This is a genomic window from Caballeronia sp. Lep1P3, from assembly GCF_022879595.1.
GTDB lineage: Bacteria > Pseudomonadota > Gammaproteobacteria > Burkholderiales > Burkholderiaceae > Caballeronia.
The window spans coordinates 709,133-726,736 of sequence record NZ_CP084265.1 but is presented as its reverse complement, the minus strand read 5'-3'; the positions used below and the strand labels follow the sequence as shown (position 1 = coordinate 726,736).

At 63.4% G+C, this 17,604-nt stretch carries 12 protein-coding genes and 1 other annotated feature; of the genes, 6 read left to right on the top strand and 6 right to left on the bottom strand.

Annotated features, from left to right (window positions below; genetic code table 11):
- Positions 1-7 precede the first annotated feature (7 nt).
- Together LDZ27_RS03410 and LDZ27_RS03405 are read left to right on the top strand one after the other, a co-directional pair.
- Positions 8-859, top strand: coding sequence for a CYTH domain-containing protein (locus tag LDZ27_RS03410; protein WP_244815338.1), 852 nt, complete (start codon positions 8-10; stop codon positions 857-859).
- The gene (locus LDZ27_RS03405; RefSeq protein WP_244815337.1) at positions 753-1,412 is read left to right on the top strand and encodes a CHAD domain-containing protein; all 660 of its coding nucleotides are present in this window, start codon (positions 753-755) and stop codon (positions 1,410-1,412) included. The genes LDZ27_RS03410 and LDZ27_RS03405 overlap by 107 nt, the downstream gene beginning before the upstream one ends.
- Positions 1,413-2,125: 713 nt before the next feature.
- Here LDZ27_RS03405 and LDZ27_RS03400 read toward each other — a convergent pair.
- The 4 genes from LDZ27_RS03400 to LDZ27_RS03385 all read right to left on the bottom strand — a co-directional run bounded on the left by LDZ27_RS03400 (position 2,126) and on the right by LDZ27_RS03385 (position 10,529).
- The gene (locus LDZ27_RS03400) at positions 2,126-3,904 is read right to left on the bottom strand and encodes an ATP-binding protein (RefSeq protein WP_244815336.1); all 1,779 of its coding nucleotides are present in this window, start codon (positions 3,902-3,904) and stop codon (positions 2,126-2,128) included.
- A gap of 54 nt (positions 3,905-3,958) precedes the next feature.
- Positions 3,959-5,199 (bottom strand): IS3 family transposase gene (locus LDZ27_RS03395; protein WP_370653355.1). Its coding sequence is split into 2 segments (ribosomal slippage): positions 3,959-4,893 and positions 4,893-5,199, totalling 1,242 coding nucleotides; the frame shifts between segments, so codons are not numbered across the junction.
- Positions 4,781-4,897, bottom strand: a sequence feature (AL1L pseudoknot). (Overlaps the previous gene by 117 nt.)
- Before the next feature lie 1,266 nt (positions 5,200-6,465).
- Positions 6,466-7,722, bottom strand: coding sequence for a right-handed parallel beta-helix repeat-containing protein (locus tag LDZ27_RS03390; RefSeq protein WP_244815334.1), 1,257 nt, complete (start codon positions 7,720-7,722; stop codon positions 6,466-6,468).
- A gap of 1,583 nt (positions 7,723-9,305) precedes the next feature.
- Positions 9,306-10,529 carry a hypothetical protein gene (locus LDZ27_RS03385; protein ID WP_244815333.1) on the bottom strand — a complete coding sequence of 408 codons (1,224 nt, stop codon included), beginning with the start codon at positions 10,527-10,529 and terminating at the stop codon, positions 9,306-9,308.
- A gap of 464 nt (positions 10,530-10,993) precedes the next feature.
- On the opposite strand from LDZ27_RS03385, the gene LDZ27_RS03380 reads away from it, so the two are divergent.
- The 3 genes from LDZ27_RS03380 (at position 10,994) to LDZ27_RS03370 (ending at position 12,822) form a co-directional block, all read left to right on the top strand.
- Complete coding sequence (locus LDZ27_RS03380; RefSeq protein ID WP_244815332.1) at positions 10,994-11,242, top strand: GtrA family protein; 249 nt, start codon at positions 10,994-10,996, stop codon at positions 11,240-11,242.
- Between the two features lie 250 nt (positions 11,243-11,492).
- A complete protein-coding gene (locus tag LDZ27_RS03375) occupies positions 11,493-11,810 on the top strand; it encodes a DUF4148 domain-containing protein (protein ID WP_244815331.1) in 318 nt (105 codons plus the stop codon).
- Positions 11,811-12,024: 214 nt separating this feature from the next.
- Positions 12,025-12,822, top strand: a complete 798-nt coding sequence (locus LDZ27_RS03370) for a DUF2242 domain-containing protein (RefSeq protein WP_244815330.1) — start codon at positions 12,025-12,027, stop codon at positions 12,820-12,822.
- On the opposite strand, the gene LDZ27_RS03365 is transcribed toward LDZ27_RS03370, so the two are convergent.
- Both LDZ27_RS03365 and LDZ27_RS03360 read right to left on the bottom strand, forming a co-directional pair.
- Complete coding sequence (locus LDZ27_RS03365) at positions 12,806-14,893, bottom strand: D-(-)-3-hydroxybutyrate oligomer hydrolase (protein ID WP_244816023.1); 2,088 nt, start codon at positions 14,891-14,893, stop codon at positions 12,806-12,808. The genes LDZ27_RS03370 and LDZ27_RS03365 overlap by 17 nt on opposite strands.
- 308 nt (positions 14,894-15,201) lie before the next feature.
- The gene (locus LDZ27_RS03360) at positions 15,202-15,576 is read right to left on the bottom strand and encodes a BON domain-containing protein (protein WP_244815329.1); all 375 of its coding nucleotides are present in this window, start codon (positions 15,574-15,576) and stop codon (positions 15,202-15,204) included.
- A gap of 571 nt (positions 15,577-16,147) precedes the next feature.
- On the opposite strand from LDZ27_RS03360, the gene LDZ27_RS03355 reads away from it, so the two are divergent.
- The gene (locus LDZ27_RS03355; protein WP_244815328.1) at positions 16,148-17,602 is read left to right on the top strand and encodes a TAXI family TRAP transporter solute-binding subunit; all 1,455 of its coding nucleotides are present in this window, start codon (positions 16,148-16,150) and stop codon (positions 17,600-17,602) included.
- Positions 17,603-17,604: the final 2 nt, after the last annotated feature.

Sequence of the window (17,604 nt, the reverse complement as noted above, 5' to 3'; positions counted from 1 at the left end):
AAGCGCCATGGAAAAGGAACTCAAGCTCCAGGTGACCGCAGGCAAGGCAAGCCAGATCATGCATGCCCCGGCGGTCAGCCGGCTGTTGAACGGCTCCGCAGAGTCGAATGATCTTGTGAGCACTTACTTCGACACGCCGGAGATGCATCTGCGCAAGAATGGCGCGTCCTTGCGTGTGCGCGCCGTCGGGGAGCAGCGGCTGCAGACGCTGAAGCTGGAAGGGACGATTACCGCTGGCCTCTTCGAGCGCGATGAGTTCGAGTGTCCGGTGAACGGCGACCGACCTGACCTCGGCACGTTGCTGACGCTCATACCGAAAGACTCGAAGGCCATCGACATACTCGCCGAGCGTGACCTCGCCGAGCGCCTGGAGCCGCTTTTCCTCACCCGCATCAATCGATGCGCCGCCACGTTGCAATTGCCGGACGGCACCGAACTCGAGCTTGCGATGGACGATGGCGCAGTCGAAGCTACGGCCCGGGCGTCTGCTCCGATCCACGGCGTCGAGCTGGAGTTGAAAAACGGCGATCCCGAGCAGCTTTACACCCTTGCGCTCGCCCCTGTTACACGACGTACCGCTTCGGATCGACCATCTCAGCAAAGCGGACCGTGGCTATGGCCTGCTCGTGCAAGAGCAAAGCGGCGCCGTGAAAGCCGAGCCGCTCGAACTGAAGAAGCGCGATACCGTCGAAGCAGCCTTTCAGGCAATCGCGAGGAACTGTCTCGCTCAGGTCCACGGCAACGAGCGCGGCGTGGTCTTCGGACAAGACCCTTCGAGCGTGCATCAGATGCGCGTCGGGCTTCGCCGCCTGCGCTCGGCGCTCGACCTGTTCGCACCGGTCATCGCGGCGCCGGCTGATTTCGACAATGAACTTCGATGGATTGCCGGCCAGCTAGGTCAATCGCGCGACTGGGAAGTGCTTGCGGGGAGCACACTGGAAAAAGCGTTCGGCTCCGCTGCCAGCGACGCGGATGTTACCGCGGTCCACCAGGCGGCACAGAATATCGCGACGGAGAATCGTAAAGCCGCCGTTGCCGCAGTCAACTCGGTGCGCTACACGCGTCTGATCATCCAGTTCACGCTTTGCATCGACCAGAAGGGATGGCGCGCGAGTCAGTCGAAGAAATCGCTGAAAGCGCTTGATAATCCCATCACCGGCTTTGCGAGCGAGACGCTAAGGCGCCGGCACAAGAAGCTGCTCAAACGAGGTCACGGCCTGGCCGAGTTGGACGATGAAACGCGCCATCGCGCGCGCATCGCCGCCAAGAAAGTGCGCTATGCGACCGAATTCTTCTCTTCCCTGTTCGATCGTCGCGCGGTCAAGCACTACATAAGCGCACTGAGTGATTTGCAGGACGACCTCGGCTGGCGCAACGATGTCGTCGTGGCGGACGACTGCTCCGGTCGCTAGGAGAGAGCAAGCCTGAAACCGCAGCGGGCGCTGGTTTCGCGCGTGGATACCTCGCCTCGCGCGCAGCAGAGGACCACGATGCGATGAGGGTTTTGTGGAAGAAATTCAGTCGTCTTAGCGCCCCGCAACTTTAGCCTTGCCGGGTTTCGCTTTCCGACGTCGGAGCTTCGACTTCGAAAACTGGAACCGCTGATAGCCGAGCCTCGGCCGGCTCGATCGCTCGCTCGATAAGGACGGCCTGCATTGAACAAGGCGTCGCTTACCTTCGCATCCCATCTCAGGCTTGGGCCGCGCGTCGTCCCGACTGCGAGGCGCGGACCTGCACGACAGGCCGACTAGCCGGCGGCGGTTTCTCGCGCGCGACCGACGTTCTACGTCGCGCGCGTTCGCGCCTGCCGCGAGGCCCACGCAAACATGCGCATGGTGCCGGAGTTGTAATCCGTATTGCTCCTTCCTAAGGACGCTTAAGCGCTGCTAGCGCTTCTCCAACGCCATCAGTGCGCCGGCCAAGCGCCAATCTTCTTGGGATCGCAGTCTGCATTAGCGCAAAAAGAGACCGAGGTTCTGCATGGCGGTATTGGCCGTACCGGTCAGGCTCGAGTGAACGGGTGTTTTCCGTAGCACGTTCCGACCTGCTACGCGGCACGGTGCGCTTTACGTGGCGTCGGTGAGACGGACAACGCAGAGTCCAACCGCCACCGTTATGCGGAACGCTATGGCGCGGCCACCGCGCTATCGATCGCCTCGTTGAGTTGCCCCACGTCAACGGGCTTCGTGAAGTGGAAGTCGAAACCGGCGTCAGCCGTGCGCGCACGGTCCTGTGGCTGCCCCCATCCAGTGATGGCGATAAGCGTGACGTCCCTTGTTGACGGCATGGCCCGAATGCCGCGAGCGACGTCGATTCCGCTCATGCCGGGCAGACCGAGGTCAAGCAGGATTACATCGGGGCTGTAGTGGCTGAGAATATCGAGAGCCTCCTCGCCTGAATAGACTGTGCGTATCTGATGCCCCTCGAGCTCCAGGAGGGCCGTCAGCGCGTCAGCCGCATCGACGTTATCGTCCACCACCAGGATGCGATGCCGTTCGACCGACGATGCAATGGTCGGCGCATCGCGCGTCTGCACCGGCTCCGGCACCACTCTGGACGCCGCGGGTAGATGAACGGAGAAACGGCTCCCCAGGTTTCTTCCAGCGCTCGACGCCGTGATCCGTCCCCCATGCAACTCGATCAGCGATTTCGACAGCGCAAGTCCAATACCCAGCCCGCCTTGCCGATGATGGTCGGGGTTCACCTGCGAAAACATCGAGAAGATGGCCGACAGCTTATCCGGCTCGATGCCGATTCCGTTGTCGTCGACTGACAGGACGATCTCCGCGTCGTCTGCTTCTGCCGTCAATTCGATGTGGCCGCCCGGCGGCGTGTATTTCGCGGCGTTGGTCAGGAGATTTCCCATCACCTGCGCCAGCCGCAGTCGGTCCGCCTCGATGCTCATCGGGCGCGGATGGTGCTTGACGGCGAGTTGGTGGCCCTTACTCTCGATCATGGGCCTCGCGATCTCGACTGCGTCATCGAAAACGTCCCGAAGCGCAACGGCTTCTTTGCGAAGCGTGAGCGCCCCGCGCGTGATGCGCGAGACGTCCAGCAAGTCGTCCAGAAGCAGCGCCATGGCGGCCGACTGCCGACGCAGCACGGTGATGCACCACTTCTTGCGCTCATCCGTCAGTCCGGGCTGCTCCAGTATCTCGGCAACCTGTCTGATCGGCGCGAGTGGATTGCGCAGTTCGTGCGCGAGCGTCGCGAGGAACTCATCCTTGCGGCGGTCGGCTTCGGAGAGCGCCTGTTCGGCGCGCACGCGCGGTGTCACGTCGCCAAACCACGCCACAACCGAACCTTGCAGCGACGCCGCGATGACGTGAAACCACTGCTCGCCGTTGTCGCCTTCCACGCGCACGTCGAATGCTTCCCGCCCGGTGCGTTTCGCGAGTGGCGCCAGGCGGTCGAGCAGGAGGTTGGCATCCCACCCTGTCGGACGCACATACGAGATGGAACTGCCGATCACGACCGCGGCGGGCTGGTTGAATAACTGCGCGGCCGCCTCGTTGAGGTAATCCCAACGGAGTTCCGCGACGCGGCCATCATGCACGATCGGCGTAAGGAGAAAGAACGGCACGCCAGCCGTGTTCAACGCGATGTCGAACCGGTTGCGCGCGTCCCGCTCGACCTGCAAAAGGCGATCCGCGGCATCCTGCGTAGCCGCCTCCGCTCTTCCTGCGCGGCGGGCCACCTTGGCCAGTTGGTGTCCGGCCACGACCAGGAGCGCGCCGACGACCGTGTACGCCAGCAGCACGGCTCGGTCGTCCTGCTGCACGACAGCCAGACTTCCGAAAGGCTGCATCCAGAGCGCGCCGAACCAGATCCCGCTTAGCAAAAGCAGCAAACCCGACCACGGGCCAAATAGCACGGTGATTAGCGGCAACGTCGCACTGATCAACAGGAATGTCAGGCTGAACCGCCCCGGCTTTGTCGGAGACCGCCGAGTTTGGGGCTACGCCGCGCGAGCGGAGCGCACCAGATTCCGATTGTAGACTTCCTCTGCTTCCGCAGGCGACACGTACCCGAGCGGGCCGAGCAACCGATGGTAGTTGTACCAGTGCACCCACTCGAGCGTGGCGAGTTCGACATCCTGGAGCGTACGCCATGAACGCCGATGCACGACTTCGGCCTTATACAAGCCGTTGATCGTTTCGGCCAGAGCGTTGTCGTAAGAGTCACCGACAGTTCCGACTGATGGCTCAACGCCCACGTCCACCAAACGTTCGGTGTACCGAATGCTGAGATATTGCGACCCGTGATCGCTATGATGAATGAGCCCGGGCGGTGGCTGGCGGTCGTGTAACGCCTGGTTCAGCGCATCCAGCACGAAGTCAGTCTTCATCGATGCCGACACGCGCCAGCCGACGATACGGCGCGCAAACACATCGGTCACGAAGGCCACATAGACAAAGCCCGACCATGTCCAACAGTAGGTAAAATCTGCGACCCACAGCGCGTTAGGCCGCTCGGCCCGGAACTGACGTTTGACCCGGTCCAGCGGGCACGGCACCGCATCGTCGCGCTGCGTCGTCTTGATCCGGCGCCCACGCCGCACACCTTCGAGGCCCATCACCTTCATCAGGCGCGCAACCGTGCAGCGGGCCACCTTTACGCCATCGCGCAACAACTGGCGCCAGACCTTGCGCACTCCATACACGCCGAAGTTCTCGTCCCAGACCGCCCGGATAAGGGCCTTCAGTTCAATATCGCGACGCGCTCGTGCTGGCCATTGCTCCGGATCGCTGCGCCGCCCGGCGTGGCGGTAATACGTCGACGGCGCGATCGGCAGCAGGCGGCAGATCGGCTCGATACCGTAGACGTCGCGATGCTCGTCGATGAACGCGATCATGGCTTCGATCGGCGGTCGAGCTCCGCCTGCGCGAAATATGCAGAGGCCTTGCGCAGGATCTCGTTGGCCGTGCGCAGTTCACGATTCTCGCGCTCCAATTCCTTCAGACGCGCCAGCTCCGAAGTTGTCGCGCCCGCTCGTTGGCCACGGTCACGCTCAGCCTGAATGATCCAGTTGCGAAGCGTCTCGCGCGACATCCCCATCTTCGAGGCGATCGAGCGGATCGCCGCTCCCTGCGTTTGATACTCGTGTTGGTGCTCGAACACCATCCGCACCGCTCGCTCACGGACCTCATCCGAATATCGCGTCCCTGTGGGCTTCCTTGCCTTGCCTTCGCTTTCCATGCTTCAAATCTCCCGTTACAGCCAAGATCCGAAGTCTCCTACATTTCCGGGGCGGTTCAGGCGGCCATGAGCAACCATCGTCAGCGCCTGCTGGGCCGACAGTACGACGGCGGCAAACACGATACCGAACAACAAGCGCTTCTTCGGGGGATATTGTGCGATTCGGACGATCAAGGCTGAGTCCCAGGTTTTCAGTTTTCTCTTCTATGCATTACGCATTCCTACTACATATGTAGATGGAATCGATTCGCTCGTGTGGGGGCACACAAAGCGCGGGGGTCAGCCGGAGCTTTTCTGCGAACTGCGCGCGGCTAGCCCGCTGCGCCGAAAACCCTTACTGCGTCTTGTCGATGTGCACAGCGCGTCACGTCGTCATCGCTGATGGTGTTTGTAGGCGCGCCTGACCGTCGCTGGAACTCGCGGTTTTGGAGCGTGGGAAGGAAGCGCTCGGCAGGCGCTGGTTCGGATGCGCCGCGCTGTGAGTTCAGCGCGTGACTGGCTCCGGGAAACGTCGCGCGCACTATTTCCCTGCCTCGCGTCTCAAGGTTGTCGCGTCGCATCCGGCCCGCAAACGCAAAGTCGCTCCTGTCCGAAGGAGCAGGAGCGATTGATACAGGGCCGAGGTGAACCGCGCTTGGATGGGGTTCCTCTTGCGGGCGCTTTAAGCCGCGATCTTCGTGACGACGCCATACTTGTCGTCGATTTACCGCGCACATCACCACCGACTAAATGTTGTGCTGCGTCGCCGTGTCGACCTGGCCGTGCCAACCTATTCCGTCAACCAGATTGGCAGACCGAACGGATTTTTCAACGCCTGAAGCACGCCGTAGCGCTGGCTGTTCCGCCAGCCGCTTTCGTACCAGTGATAGCACGTGAAATCCCAGCGAACGAAAGGCACGCCGCCCGTTCCTTAGCATTGACAGTACACGCAACGACAGTGCACTGCCGATGCCCACGCCGCCCATGATCGACGAGTCGATGGCGCGCACGCCATCGATCAAGCCGCGAATCACGCCACGGTGTGCGCGTGCGACATGGTTGGCTCGAGTCGTGTCCGTCGCCGCTCATCCTGAGCGACACATCGAGTTGGTTGCCGCACTCGATGCGCTTCACGAGGCGCTTCAACTGCTGCGTGACGCCGGTCGCAAGGTTGTACCCAAGGGTGTAGACCGACGTTCGCCGAGGGAGCCCTTCCCGCCGCACGCCGACGCGTTCAGCACCGGAAGGACGTTGACGCGAGAAGCCGTTTGGCGAATGTCGCCGAGCTTAGCCAATCTTCGGATTCACGACCGAGACCTTCGGACCCTTGCTGTCCCAGTCACCGAGGTACCAGTTCTGCTTCCAGACCGGGTTCGTGCTGGTGATCGCACCGGTGACGACGCGGCCATTCAGTTCGAGACCGCCGACGCCGAACGGGCCGATCTTGCAGTTGTCGGTATGGTTCGTGATCTGGATGTCGACGTTCTTCGACACCGGGCCGGGGAACGCGCCGAGGTAGACCTGGATGCCGGGGCCCGCGCAACCCTGAGTCGTCGGGCTGACGATCTTGATGGCCTGCAGCACGGCGCTGTTGTCGTCCGGCTCGATGTCCAGACCGCACGACGGCGCGGTGCCCGAAATGTTTTCCCACAGCGGATTGGTGAACGTGATGCCGTTGCCCGACGTGATCGTCGCGCCCTGACGGCGGCAGCCGTTCGCGTGGTGGCCGCTGATCGACACGTTGGAGCTGGTCTTGCCTGAGCCGCTCCCGCTATTGCCGATGTAGATGCCGTCGCCCCAGCAGTTGATCGTCGTCGGGTTCGTGATCGTGACGCCCGTCGCGCCGGTGATCGAGATGCCCATGCCGAATTCGCCCGAACCGGCCGAGTTCAGTTCCTTGCTGCCGTCGAGGTACGGCGCTTCGATGTTCACGTTGCTCACGTCCCACACGCGCATCATCTGATAGGTAGCGGTGTTGTGCGGCAGCATCTTGATCGAGGCGCCCTGCGCGAAGCGGATATGCGTGTTCGAGCGCAGCGTGAGGCCAGTGGCGTCGATGCGGCTCTTGCCCGTGATGAGGAGAATCTGTCCAACCGAGCCGTCGATGGCGGCCTGAAGCGCCGCACGATCGTTGGTCGTGCCGTCGCCCTTCACGCCGAACGACTTGTCCTGCAGCACGCCGCTCGTGCTGGTGTTGGCGGTGCCTTGCGAGCCGGTGCTTGCCGCGGTGCGCGGGTCTGCGGTGCCCAGGTTCTGCCACGGCGATGTGCCGTTCTTGAACCAGTTGCCAGCCGAGTTCTTGGCGTAGATCACGCCGTTGAAGTACAGGATCATGGTGTACGCGGCGGGGGAACCGGTCGCCACCGTGGTGCCATTGCGCGTTGCGTGGCCGCTCACGAGCTTCCAGACGGCGCCCGTGCTATCGGTGATGGATGCTGCCGGCGGAATAGCCGTCCCACTCGACGAAGCGGTCTTCGCGACGGCCGCAGTATCGGCGACCGCGTCGGTATCGGTGGTTCCGCTGCCGCCGCCACAGGCGGCCAAGGCGGCGCTTCCCGCGCTTGCCATCAGGTACGACAGGAAGTTTCTACGCGTAAGGGGTGCGTTGATCTTGCTAGAGACGCTGAACAGGGAAGTTTCGTCCTGCGTTTGGGGTAGACGGTTCGACGACACGGGAATTTATTCATGTTTGCTGAAGGAGGCCGAAGTATATGGTCCAAAAACGACCGCAAACGTTTCGAAAAGTAACAGTTCCGAGATAGCAAAAGGCGTCGTATGTTCATAACGTAAGTAGAAAAAACATTCGCAACCGTTTGCGTATTCGGAAAGAATCGTCGCATTGTTGCGGCAGAAAGCCACGACGTCGGTAGTTATAGGATCGGTTTAAACGCACACCGGATGCAGTTACGTATTTTTTGCCGAGGACGGACGCGCAAACGGTGGGGCATTGCTGTGCGGTCGCGAACCGTCGCAACAAGCCTTACCGGTGCCGCGTTCTGCTCAGCGCTTTCTTGCGAAGACGGCTTTACCGCCCGGTAGAACGCGACAGGCAAGACTTGCCGTGACGTTCTTGACGGGCTGGTTCGCGTTGGCTGTGCACGAAGAAGTCAGGAATGTTCGCGAGCTGCGCGGGTGGATCGGTCATCGCCATCGTTAGGCGGCCTGCATATCGGGCAGCGCCCCGCGTGCATGCGCGAGTCGATTCAAGCGACGGGCGCGCCGCATGGAGCATCCATGAGCGGTCTCGATCCGAGCGGAAGTCTGCTGGCTGAAAACCGGCGCGAATGGAAACGCGCGCTGTGGGCGTGATACGCACCGGTTGAATGGACTACGCGACGCACAACGATCGAATCAGCCGCGCGCCGCAGAGATGGCGGCGACGCTGCGCGGTTTGATTGCCGTGGCGAACGGCCGAAGGTGGTCGCTCGTGTGTGAACGGAGGCTGACAGGTAATCCGTCGCAGCGAGGATGAGAGCCGCTAGGTGACGTCTTCACGAGTCCGCCGGCTGTCGGGGCTTGGGCGCCGAATCGACCTGAACCGCCGGTCGCCGGAGGCGCTGCTCATCTCGACTTCCTTTCCGCGAAAGAGCGCTCCTGCGCTGACGCGCCTCCTCGCACGGAAGCGACGCTTTCTAAATCTCGCTCGACGATGCTATTAAGCGACGCGCCCCGTCGATCCCGCTGCTGAAGCGGCGCACGCTTTCTGCCGAACCAAGCGCTTGGGACTAAGCCGGCCGGTCCGCCCGGTCACGCGAGCGCCCGACCGCTGCAGGCTTTGGCGGGTCTCCCGGCACGCTTTCGTCTTCACTCGTTGATCCCAGAGAGACGCGAGAAATGGGCAGCGCGTCTTGCTCACGTAAGGCACGAACGCCGCATTCATCAGACCGCCGACATCGGCGATATTCTGACGCTGTAGAAGCCGATTCCACCGATGTCGAGCGTGGCCACCGCTTGGTCATTCGGCAAGTTCACAGCGAGTTGCCCATGCAGACATCCCCATTGTCGATGTCCTGAATGCCATTGCGCAGAGCCGCAAGGCCATGTACTTGCTTCGGCCGGCCGCCTATTCTTCGAAGAAGACTTCGCGTCAATTCATACGCGACGCCATGCACCGCGCGATTAAAGGCTCATTCCCCGCCTCCTTCGCTTCCGCGCGCTTGGTACTGTCCTCTCGCGACTGGCGAATCCGCACTCGATCCATGTCCCATTCTTGACGAAGAGCTCAGCGCCGCGCCGCCGACTCGTTCGCGAACATTAGCCACGGCCTCACGCTGATTGAGCCAAATCGAAATGTTCACGCTCACGATCATCAGCACGCCGATCAATAACATGCTCAGGTTCCGCAACTCGTCGTGGAAACCGAACAGGAGAAACAGCGGCACATTGACGGCAAGCGCGATCCACACGTGACGCCGCACTGCGTCGGGCAGGCGGCTCCAGCCCGCTCGCAGAAGCAACACGGCGATCGCAAGAAAGATGACGTTAAAGCCTTTGGGGGTCACCACGCCGTAGTTGTATTCGAAGCGCAGGTAGCTCATCGGATGAGCAAGGAAAGCCAGGTTGTCCAGCAGGTGATATTCGACCATTCCTCCGCCGTTGTGCGCATAGCGTAGCTTGATCAGCATGTTGACCGCCCCTGCAAGCGCCAACATGCATGCCTGGAGCGTCAAGGTTTTCCGCTCTGAGAAACTGGCCCGCAAAAAGGGATACAGCGTCAACGTAAAAAACAGAAACGATTCCTTGTTGAACGTTGCGACCACCGTCACCACGAGCAGCCATAAACCGCGGCCCGTGACTGCCATCCAGACCGCGAGCGCCATAAACAGCAATTCGGGAAAGTCGTAGAAATAGCCCCCTTCCGTAAGAATTAGCGGCAAAGCCGCTGCGATAACCATTGGCGCGAGCGTGCTCGAAACTGTGTCTGCCTTCAACGCCAGGCACACGGCGCGCATAGCGAACATCGCCAGAAACAGCGCCGTGAAAGACAGGTAAAACACCATGTAATAACGAAGCGCGTACTTGGGGTTGCGCGCGTCCGAGGCGTCCGGGTAGAACCAGGCAATCGGGCCGTGCGCGCGTCCGTCCGCAAAAAGCCAATCTATCGCGCGTGCGCGAAGCGCCTCCGGTGTGACCCGCTCCGCTTCATTGGCGATGGCCGGCAAGAGCCGCCTGTAGACAAAAGGACGATCGCTCGTCCCTTCGAGCATGGTGGGCAACGCAGACTGGGGGGTGTCGTCTCGGAGTTTCCACTTCGCGAAGTAACCGTGGAACGCTGCCGCCGCGACCAGATAGTAGATCACGGCCAACAGGAACCAGGCGGCGCTGCGGCGTCGAATCGGAGCATCGGGCATGTAGTTCTCCAAAGGCTATGCGCGATTCCAGTGAGCGCGGCGTGCCGTGTCACCCAAGCCGCATGAAGTCGTGCGAGCGTTCCGAACGGAATGCGCATGTTCGCCGAATTTTCTGGCCACGAAGGTGGTCCACCGCACCAACGCTTGCACTGCCAACGTGAGCGAACCATCGGACCGGGAATTCGTCCTGTGAGCGACGAGCGACGGCCTCGCGCGTCAGCGCGTTGGGCAAGGCAGCGCCCGCACGCATGATGGCCCACAACTGGGCGCGCCAACGGAGCGTCAAGAAGCGCCGGGAGTTTTGAAAGCCTGTCATCTGCGTTATCCACTCCTAATTCAACTTCTTATGCGCGCGTCGGTCGCCGACATCCGTCTGCAATTCCTGAGATATCCGCTCGTCGGTGACCTCGATACCGTGTTCTCGGCCGCGACATCTTCGGCGCCAAGCGGCGGGCAGCCGTCCTGTGATCGCGAACATGATCGGATACGGCATCGGCATCGCGGTCCGTTTCGCGCTCGACAGCGAGTTCACCTTCAAGGCGGCCGCCATGCGCGATTCGGCAGTGCGCTTTCTCGTCGTCGCGCTCGTTTCTTACCTGTGCAATCTCGGCACCGTTCTATTCACGCTGCGCCTCACGCATGCGCCGTGCATCGCGCAAATGAGCGGCATTCCGGTGTATGTGATCGTGGGCTTTATCGGCAACAAACACTGAGCCCTCGAAGAAAACCAGCGCGCTCGGACGAGCAATGATTGTGACCAAGCACCCACGGACCGAGCGCATTCGCCCAATCGACCCACCACTTTCAATAGAGCCGATTAATGTCAATCCGACAATTCTGATTTCGTCGCATTAGGGTTTCTACTAGGTGGCGACCGGCCTACACTGCCTCTCAACGACGAAGCAACCGACAGACACCTTACCGGCTGCGACGTTTCGCTCAATTGGAATTCGGAGGTTCATCATGTTCAAGTCGATCGTTCCCGCCATCGTCATCGCTTCCGCCCTTGCTGTGCCGGCCCTTGCGCAGGCGAGCGACAACGGCGCGCTGACCCGCGCCGAAGTGAAGGCGCAACTCGTGCAGCTCGAGCGCGCAGGCTACAACCCCGCCAGCGACCACACGACCTATCCCGCCAACATCCAGGCCGCGCAAGCGCGCCTCGATGCGTCGCAAGGCGTGGCGGCGACCTCGTTCGGCGGTGTGAGCGAAGGCGCGTCGGCATCCGGCCGTGCCACTCGCCCGGCGCAGAACGTCAACCCGGTCGACTACAGCCGCCCGTAAGACGCGCCAGTCGGCGGTAGTGCGTAGCGCAGCCCGGCCTTGTGCCGGGCTTTTTCGCGTTCCAAAAAGCGGCGGCGTTCGCGCCTTTCAACCGTTCATCTCGCTGTAAGCCACGGATTCTTCGGCGTTTTCGGATTCCGCTTTCTCCTCGGCCGGTCCGACGGCACTACAATTTGTGTCTGCCGTGTCACACATTTCGTTCTAGCCGCGCCCTATGTCCATCTCGTCGTTGCGCCTCGCCATCGTCTCCCTCGGTCTTCTCTCGCTCGCTGCATGCGGGGGCCGGGCCGCGACCACTCCAAGCTACCAGCAGGAGCTTTTCAACTCCGGCGCGAGTCCCTACGCGCACAATTTCGACGCCACCGTGAAGGAAACCTGCGAAGCCGCGCGTCGCGCACTGTTGTCGCAAGGCTTCCTGACGACGATGACCCAGCCGGACAACGTCGACGCGACCAAGAACTTCCAGCCGTCGGCGGAAACGCACGTCGTCGTCTCGTTCCATGTGGTCTGCACGCCGGGCGAGAACGCGGCGAATCAGAGCATCGCTTACGTGAACGCGGTGCAGGACGGCTATGCGCTCAAGAAAAGCGATACGTCCGCGAGCGTGGGCTTGAGTGTGCTCGGCTCCCTTTCGCTGCCGATCCGCTCGAATAGCGACGCGATGGTCAAGATTTCGAGCGAAACCGTGCCGGCCGGGAGGTTCTACGACCGCTTCTTCAATCTGGTGGGCCACTACCTGAACACGGTGCCGCGCAGTTCGCCGATCGCATCCGATGAAGTCGAGAGCAAGCCGCTCGCGCCCTCGCTCATCGTGAGTTCGCCGGAACTGACGCCGACGCCGATCGTCGTTCAGGCGCCCGCCGCCGCAGCGACGGCGATCCAGACGCCCGAAGCCGCAGCCGCCGCCAAACAGCAGGCGCAGGCCGCCGCCGATGCAGCCACGGCGACGGCTTCGGCGACCGCGACGGCGTCCGCGCCCGCCGCGGCGTCGGCCGTCAATTCGGCACGTTGACCACGCCGCCGTTGACGGAAATAGCGTTCGCGCCGGGACTCGCCGCGATCGCCGGCAGATTCGCCGTCGTCAGCGCGGGCGCAGCGCCCGGCGTGCCGCCCCGCGCGACCGTGCGAACGACCTGCGACGGCGGCAGCGGCGTGCCGCTCTTCAGATGGCTCCACATCAGATTGAGCGACTGAAGCACGTAGTAATGCACCGGCACGAACCGCGTATCGAAACCGGCCACGCTCAGAAACGCATCGAAATGCTGGCCGTTCGCGATTTCGTAAAACGACAACTGGCTCTTGCCGCCTTCCGCCACCTTGTTCGCCCCCAGATAAGGCCGCGACGCATGGTTGATCGGCACGAGCGCATCGGCGCGGCCCTGCACGATGATCGCCGGCTTGCCGCGCAGGTTCGCATTCACGCGGATCGCGTTGACGCTCGCGACCATCGTCGGGTTCGCGTTCGTCCATAGCGAGCGCAGGCAGGCCGCGCCCGCATAAGCCGCATCGGGCGTGGCGAGCCGATGATCCGCCGCACCGCTCGTCCCCGCGTTGTACACGAGGTTGATGCCGTTGGTCGGCGGCACGCCGTTGCCGTTTCCGAACACGGTCAGCATCGGCGATACGGCCGGCGTCACGCCCGCCGCGCCGGTCGCCGCGTTCGTCGTGCCGAAGCTGAAGTCGCAGAGGTTATCGACGACGCTCGCCTTCATGTACGCGTTCGCGTAGGTCACGGCCACCGCCGGCACCGCCTGCGAATCCCACATCGGCGCGTGCAGCGTGTCGGAGTCGGCCTCGTAGCCCGCCTGATGCAGCCGCGCGAGCGCATCGTTGGCCTGCGAGACCGGATCGCCGCCCGAGATCAGCCCGTTCGCCGCGAGCGCCGCGCAACGCTGCGTGCGAATCGCCGTGGTGGTGGCGACGGGCAACGCCGTCAGATACGGCGCGCCCGCTGCGGCAGGAGCCAGCGCCGCGCACGGCTGCAGCAGATTGGCAAGCGTCATGTAGTCGGCGAGCGGACGCCCGAACGAGCCGACCGGCGCGCCGCCCTGATTCACCGCGACCTGCGCGGGCAGGTTCAGGTTGATCTGCGGCTCGCCCGCGACGACGGCCGAAATCCAGCCGTCGGTGTCCTCTTCCGCCGCGGCCAACGCCGCGCCGCCGCCGTTGCTCACCGACGCCGCGATCGTCGTCACGCTGCCCTTCGTGTAGCGCACGGTGCGCGTCGTGCCGTTGAGCGTGCCGAACGAATCGTTGAGCGCCCAGTACGCGAACTGAATGGCCTGCAGCGTGTTCTTGCCCCAGTCCTTTTCCGGATTCTGCTGCGAATGCGCGTGCTTGAACGCATAGCGGTTCGGGAACGCCGCGTTGTACTGCGCGAGCGCCGTCGCGCTCACGTTGGCGCGAAAGATGGCCGCTTTCCCGGCGATATCGGCGTTTGCGAGCGTGCCGTCGATGAGCGTCACGCGATTCGTCGACAGTTCGTGCGCGCCGTTGCCGCTGCCCTTGTCCGTGTACGCGACCGCGCAGCCGCGCTTGAGGCCCCACTCGCCGGCGGCCGAAATCGCGCCGTAGACGCCGCGCGATCCCGACGATGTCGCCGTCACGATGCAAGGCTGATCCGGATTGAAGCTCGCCGGAATCTGCACGAGCAGGCTCACGTTCTGCGCGCCGCTGCCGTCGTCGGCATAGGCGAGGTATTCCTTGCCCGCGATCTTCCCTTCGCCCAGCGTGTCGTTGCCGTTCAGATCGACGTTAGGTCCCCAGAAGCGCCCATAACCGCCGTTCGCCGACATATCGACGAGCGCGCGGTAGTTCGAATAGATCGCGAGCCGCCGCAGTTCCGCCGCCGTGGGCGCGGCCGCGTTCGCGATGCCGGGCGGCGTCGCCGATGCGAGGCCGGTCTTGCCGAGGCCAGCGGTCAGGAGATCGTCGGTGTTACCGTCGTAGGTTTGCGTCTTCACCGAGCCGGAGATGAAGCCCGGCAGGCTGTTGTTCGCTGCGCCGGTGCTGCCGCCGTGGTCATCGCCGCCGTGACAGCCGGCCAGCGCGGCGGCCAGCATCGCCGATGCGACGAGCGTCATCGCCCGGGCGGTTCTCTTCGAATGTTCCTGCGGGGTTTCGTGGAAAAGCGCGAATCTTTTCATTGTCTGTCTCCGCCATCCGTTCCAATCGTTCTGGGTTGAGTGATGTCACCGTCCTGATACGACTTCGAGCCTCCTGCCCGCCGGATTCGCTGCCCGCGCTGCGCGATCGGCGATTCCGCAGTATTGCGCGTCGCGCGCGGCGTGTCCCTCCATGACTCACCTTATTCGCTCGCGGAAACGAAAACGGGCTCCGGTGCAAACCGGAGCCCGTTCGGGTGTATCGCGAACTCGCCGCGACGCGCCGCTTACTTCCCGCCGTTCTGCGGGCTGAGCGTGATCTTGTTCGACACCGACTTCACGCCCGTCACGCCCTTCGCCACTTCCTCGGCCTGGGCGATCTGCGCGCCTTCCGGCACCGTGCCCGTCAGCGTCACCGCGCCGCCGCGAGAGCGGACGAACACGTTCGAGACGTCGAAGCCCTGCGCTTTCGACAGCGCGCGGCGCACGTCGTAACTGAGCTTGCGATCGGTCTTCTTGGTGGCTGACCGCTGCGCCTTGGTGGTCGGGGCGGATTCGGCGTTGTTGGTGGCCGCCGCATCGCTCGACTGGGCGTAGGCGCTCGACGCGACCGCCACGCACACCACGACGCCCAGCGCCTTCAACAGATCGACTGCTTTCATGGTTTCTCCTTTTGTTTCGCTTGTTGACTTCGCACAGTTGCTACTTCGCTCGTTTGCACTTCGATCCGGACGGCATCATCCCCGCAACGGCGGACGGCGCCGCTTGCGATGCCCGCGGACCGGCGACCCGAACGGGCCGGCGAGGCGGACAGCGGACAAGCCGCGGATACTCTGATGCGGTGCTGCGAGAGGCTGGCGGAAGAAACAAAGTCGGCCGGTTGATCGGGCGAAAGCCCGTCGGCTCGTATCGGCGTCCTGCCGCACGGCGCTTGAACGCGCGTTGGTTGCGCCAGGATATTCGGCGCAAGTCCGATGCAACCCAAATAGCGGGCGACGGACGGGAAATCCTTGTCGTGCGGCGGCGAACGTCAATTTAGCCCAGCGCGGCCATTAGCGCAAAACATTTAGCAACACCGCGCGTGACGCCTGCACGCCGCCACACGGGCGTCACACTCGGCCGCGCGCGAAAACGGATATGGGCCGCCACCGCCTTCATGCCGGCCGGCGAAACGAGCCGCCCGAACCATCGGGTAAGCTCTCGGCACGACGTTGACGCAAAGCATTTATCGATATGACTCGACCCCAAGGCAACTCCCCGAAGACGAGGCCCGGACGCCGCGCGCAGCCGAGAATCGTGGCGCGCTTCGTGGCCGTGTCGTGGCGCGACCTGGCGCTCACGTTCGGGCCGATTCTCGTCGTGAGCATCGCGGCGCTCTACCTCGCGATCCGGCTGATCCAGCCCGCGCCGCCGAGCACGCTCACCATCGCCGCCGGGCCGAAGGGCAGCTCGTTCTGGAACAGCGCGCAGCGGTACAAGACGATCCTCGCGCGCAATCGCGTGAAGCTCAACGTGCTCGAAACGCAAGGCTCGCTCGACAACCTCGCGCGTCTCGACGACCCGAATTCCGGCGTCGACGTCGCTTTCGTGCAAGGCGGCATGTCGAAGCCGGGCGCGACGCACGACGCGCTCGAATCGCTCGGCAGCGTGGCTTATGTGCCGCTCGCGGTGTTCTATCGCGGGCCGGTCGTGTCGCGGCTGTCGGAATTCAAGGGCAAGCGGCTCGCCATCGGCGCGGAAGGCAGCGGTACGCGCGCGCTCGCGCTCACGCTTTTGAAGGCGAACGGCATCGAGCCGGGCGGCGATATTCACGATACGCACGATACGCAACTGCTTCCGCTCGCGGGCGACGCCGCCGCCAAAGCGCTCGAAGCCGGCGACATCGACGTCGCGCTCCTCACCGGCGATTCCGCCCAGCCGCCGACGATGGCCAAGCTCATCCGCACGCCGGGCATCCGTTTCATGGATTTCGCGCAGGCCGACGCCTACGCGCGCCGCTTTCCTTACCTCACGGAGATCGAGCTGCCGATGGGCGCGTTCGACCTCGCCAACAACGTGCCGCCGCGCCCCGTCCACACCATCGCGCCGACGGCCGAACTCGTCGCGCGCGACAGCCTGCATCCGGCGCTTTCGGATCTGCTCATCGAAGCCGCGCGCGAAGTGCACAGCCGCGCGAACCTGCTGCAGCGGGCGAACGAGTTTCCCGCGCCGCTCGCGCACGAATTCCGCATCAGCGACGATGCCGAGCGTTATTACAAGTCCGGCAAGAGTTTTCTCTACCGCATCCTGCCGTTCTGGATCGCGAGCCTCGCCGATCGCGTGCTGGTCGTGCTGGTGCCGCTCGTCGTCGTGCTGATTCCGGCCTTGCGGCTCGTGCCGGGGCTTTACCGATGGCGCGTGAAATCGCGCATCTATCGCTGGTATGGCGCGCTGATTGCGATCGAGCGGGAAGCGATCAGCGGGCCGGACATCGCACAGCGCGACGCCCTGCTCGACCGCATCGACGCAATAGAATCGGCGGTGAATCGCATGAAGATGCCGCTCGCGTTCGCCGACCAGTTCTACGTGCTGCGCGAGCACATCGGCTTCGTGCGCGAGCGGCTCGCGGCGGAAGCGGGCGCGAGCGCGGACGCGGCGGCGCGCCGGGCGGCCGCGCCGCGTGCAGACACGGAGCAGCGCAGCACGTAATA

Bases quoted from the DNA above. Each gene is read 5' to 3' on its own strand.
- LDZ27_RS03410 (WP_244815338.1), top strand. From the start codon at position 8: ATGGAAAAGGAACTCAAGCTCCAGGTGACCGCAGGCAAGGCAAGCCAG.
- LDZ27_RS03385 (WP_244815333.1), bottom strand. From the start codon at position 10,529: ATGCCCGATGCTCCGATTCGACGCCGCAGCGCCGCCTGGTTCCTGTTG.
- LDZ27_RS03375 (WP_244815331.1), top strand. From the start codon at position 11,493: ATGTTCAAGTCGATCGTTCCCGCCATCGTCATCGCTTCCGCCCTTGCT.
- LDZ27_RS03370 (WP_244815330.1), top strand. From the start codon at position 12,025: ATGTCCATCTCGTCGTTGCGCCTCGCCATCGTCTCCCTCGGTCTTCTC.
- LDZ27_RS03365 (WP_244816023.1), bottom strand. From the start codon at position 14,893: ATGACGCTCGTCGCATCGGCGATGCTGGCCGCCGCGCTGGCCGGCTGT.
- LDZ27_RS03360 (WP_244815329.1), bottom strand. From the start codon at position 15,576: ATGAAAGCAGTCGATCTGTTGAAGGCGCTGGGCGTCGTGGTGTGCGTG.
- LDZ27_RS03355 (WP_244815328.1), top strand. From the start codon at position 16,148: ATGACTCGACCCCAAGGCAACTCCCCGAAGACGAGGCCCGGACGCCGC.